The following is a 3,645-nucleotide window of genomic DNA, read 5'->3' as shown; positions in this document are numbered from 1 at the left end:
CGGCCGCTCGACCAGTGCCACCTACACCGACGGCACCGAACCCGCCATCGGCGGTGGCACCACCCCCGCGGGCCTGCGCAAGTCGGCCAAGGATGCCAAGGACAATGAGACGACCTACCGCTACAGCGCCGCTGGGGATCTGGCCGAGCAGACCAGCCCGTCGGGGCTGGTGACGAAGTTCGCTCATGATGCGGTGGGCCGGGTGACCTCGCGAACCGAGGTGTCGGCGGCCCACCCCGCCGGGGTGACCACGACGTTCAGCTACGACGGGCTCGGGCGTCCGCTGACGCAGACCGCTGCTGGGGTGAAGAACGAGGTCACCAACGTCACCCACACCGCCAAGACCGTCTATACCTACGACGCGGACGGCAACACGCTCACCGAAACGGTGAGCGACCTGACCGGTGGTGATCCGGCGCGCACCCTCACCTACACCTATGACGGCAAGGGGCGGGCGGAGACGGTCACCAACCCCGAAGGCGGTGTGACCCGCTCTAGTTGGGACGTCACCGGCGCGCTGGCCTCGGCGACCGATCCGGTGGGCACCGTCTTGACTTACGCCTATACCAAACGCGGCGAACCGGCCTCTGTGACGCTGAAGAACTGGACCGGTAGCCCGGTCACCCCGCAGGCAGCCCAAGACGTGGTGTTGCAGGCGCTCTCCTACGACTTCGCCGGACGTCTGGCTGGCCAGGTCGACGCGATGGGCCGTAAGACCTCCTACACCTACTTCGCCGACAATCGCCTGTCGCAGGTGATCGGTGATGATGTGCGGCTCAACGATTTGACCACCACAACCGACGTGGTGCTGGAGGACAACACCTACGACGCGGCCGGCAATCTCACCAAGCGGGTCAGCGGCGGCGGCAAAGTCACCGTCCAGTCCGTCTACGATGCCGCGAGCCGCCTCACCTCCACCACGTTCGACCCCGCCGCTCTGGGGCGCAAGAGTGCTTTCGAGTACGACGCGGCCGGTAACGTCACCAAGAAGATCTCTACCGCGGCCAACACCACCCGTATCGAATCCGTCTCCTATCTCTACAACGCGTTGAACCAGGTGACCCGGCAGAGCGTGGAGAACGGGGCTGAGGACCTGGTCTCCACCAGCGTCTACGACGACCGGGGCCTGCTGAGCGCGGCCACCGACCCGCGCGGCAACGCTTCGGGCGCCACGCCCGCGGACTTCACCGCCACGATGCGCTACGACCTGGCCGGTCGGCTGGTGGAGGCCACATCAGCGCAGGTGACGATCGAAAAGAACGGCGCCGCCGCCGCTACCGGGCGGCCCACCGTCAGGTACGGCTACAACAGCGCGGGCCAGCAGACCCACATCGTCGACGCCGAAGGGCGCACCACCACCCTCGCCTTCGACAAGGCCGGGCGCCTGGCCTCGACCATCGGTGCGCCCTACACCCCGCCGGGCGGCAGCGCGATCACCCCCGCGGTGAACTTCGGCTACGACGCGGCCGGGCGGCAGATCACGGTCACCGACCCGCGCGACCACGTCACCTCCACCGTCTACGACGCGCTGGGGCGCCCGGTCAAGGTCACCGAACCCGGCCCGTCCGGGCCGGGCGGCGCCTGGGTGGCCGAATACGACCTGCTGGGTGAGCAGCGTGCGGTGATCGACCCCACCGGCGCCCGGAACGAGGCCACCTACGACGATCTGGGCCGGCAGGTCACCCAGACCGTGATCGAGCGCAAGCCCACCACCGCGGCGCACACCACCGCCCTGACTTACGACAGTGCCGGCAACCTCACCAAAACCATCGCCCCGGGTAACAAGACCACCGGCTACACGGTCAACGCCGCCGGAGAGGTCACCGCCACCGTCGCCCCGGCCACCCCCGCCACCACCGACCCGGCCACCCGCACCACCACCTTCGGCTACGACCTGATGGGCCGCCAAACCAAGGTGAGCGACGCCCTGGGCAACGCCACCGAGGCCACCTACGACCTCGCCGGCCGCAAAACCGCCGCCAAGGACCTCAGCAAAACCGGTACGACTGAGACGGTGCTGCGCACGTTCGGCTTCGGCTATGACCCTGCCGGTAACCCGACCAGCACCACCTCCGGCGAGGGACACACCACGCAGCGCACGTTCGACGCCGCAGGACGGCTGACCTCCCTGATCGAACCGGTCTCCGCGAGCTCATCGATCACCTCGACGTTCGGCTACGACGCCACCGGGGCGCGCACCCGCACCACCGACGGCCGCGGCAACGCCACCTGGACCACCTACAACAGCCTCGCCCTGGTCGAGTCGGTCATCGAACCGTCCACCACCGCCCACCCGAACACAGCTGATCGGACCTGGACCAGCGTCTACGACGCCTCAGGCAACGCCACCGCGACCGTGCAACCGGGCGGGGTGCGCCTCGATCGCACCTTCGACCACCTGGACCGGATGACCGCGGAGGTCGGCAGCGGAGCTGCGATGGCCACCGTGAACCGCGCGGTCACCTACGACAGTGCGGGCCGGGTCACCGCGATCGGTGACTACACCATGGAGTACAACGACCGTAGCCTGCTGACCAAGGTCTCCAAGGCCACCAACCCGGTCGCCACCTACGCCTACGACGCGGCGGGCAACCCCACCCAGCGCGTCGACCCGACCGGCACGGCGACCTACACCTGGGACGCCGTCGACCGGCTCAACACCGCCTCCGACCCAGTGACCGGGCGCACCTGGACCTACGGCTACGACAACGCCAACCGGCTCACCAGCAAAACCTCCGCCAACCCGGTCGGCACCCAGACCTACGGCTACGACGCCATGGACCGGCTCACCTCACAAGCGGTGAAGAACAGCTCCGGCACCGAACTGTCGAAGATCACTTATGGGTGGGACAAGGACGACAACCTCACCACCAAGACCACCACCGGCACCGCCGGAGCCGGGGTCAACACCTACGCCCATGACCACTCCGGACGCCTGACCTCCTGGACCGCCCCCGGCGGCGCCGTCACCGACTACGAGTGGGACGCCTCCGGCAACCGCACCAAGGCCGGCACCAAGACGTTCGTCTATGACCAGCGCAACCGGCTGACTTCCGGCGCAGGCGTCGACTACACCTACACCCCGCGCGGCACCACCGCCACCGAGACCAAGGCCGGCCTCACCCGCAATCTCACCTTCGACGCCTTCGACCGGCTCGTCTCCGACGGCGAGGCCACCTACGGCTACGACGCCCTGGACCGGATGACCTCTCGCACCGCCGGCGCCGCCCAGCAGCGCTTCACCTACTCCGGCCTCAGCAACGACCTCGTCACCGTCGCCGACGGCGCCAACACCACGACGGCCAAGTACGGCCGCGATCCGTTCGGCGGCCTGCTCAGCCTGCAGGAAGGCGCAAGCCCCGCGCTCGCCACGATGAACGATCTGCATGGCGACGTGGTGGGCACCTTCTCGGCCACCGCCCTGGTCGACTCGGTCGCCTACGACCCCTTCGGCGAGGTCACCCACAGCACCGGCACCGCACGCACCGTGGGCTATCAGGGCGAATACACCGACCCCGATACCGGCAAGGTCAACATGCACGCCCGCTGGTACCAGCCCAGCACCGGCACCTTCACCTCCCGCGACACCGCCACCCTCAACCCCGACCCATCGGTGCAGGCCAACCGCTACACCTACGCCAACGC

General features: G+C 68.6%; 1 protein-coding gene. It reads left to right on the top strand.

Translation table 11 applies throughout. The features are described 5' to 3' along the window. Nucleotides 1-3,645, top strand: a 3,645-nt coding sequence (locus ACSDR0_RS49735; protein ID WP_435295983.1) for an RHS repeat-associated core domain-containing protein, incomplete at both ends; no start/stop codon positions are given.

The organism is Streptosporangium sp. G11 (assembly GCF_051192615.1).
GTDB lineage: Bacteria > Actinomycetota > Actinomycetes > Streptosporangiales > Streptosporangiaceae > Streptosporangium.
The sequence above is the reverse complement of the archived record's forward strand: the minus strand, read 5'-3'. Positions and strand labels throughout refer to the sequence as shown.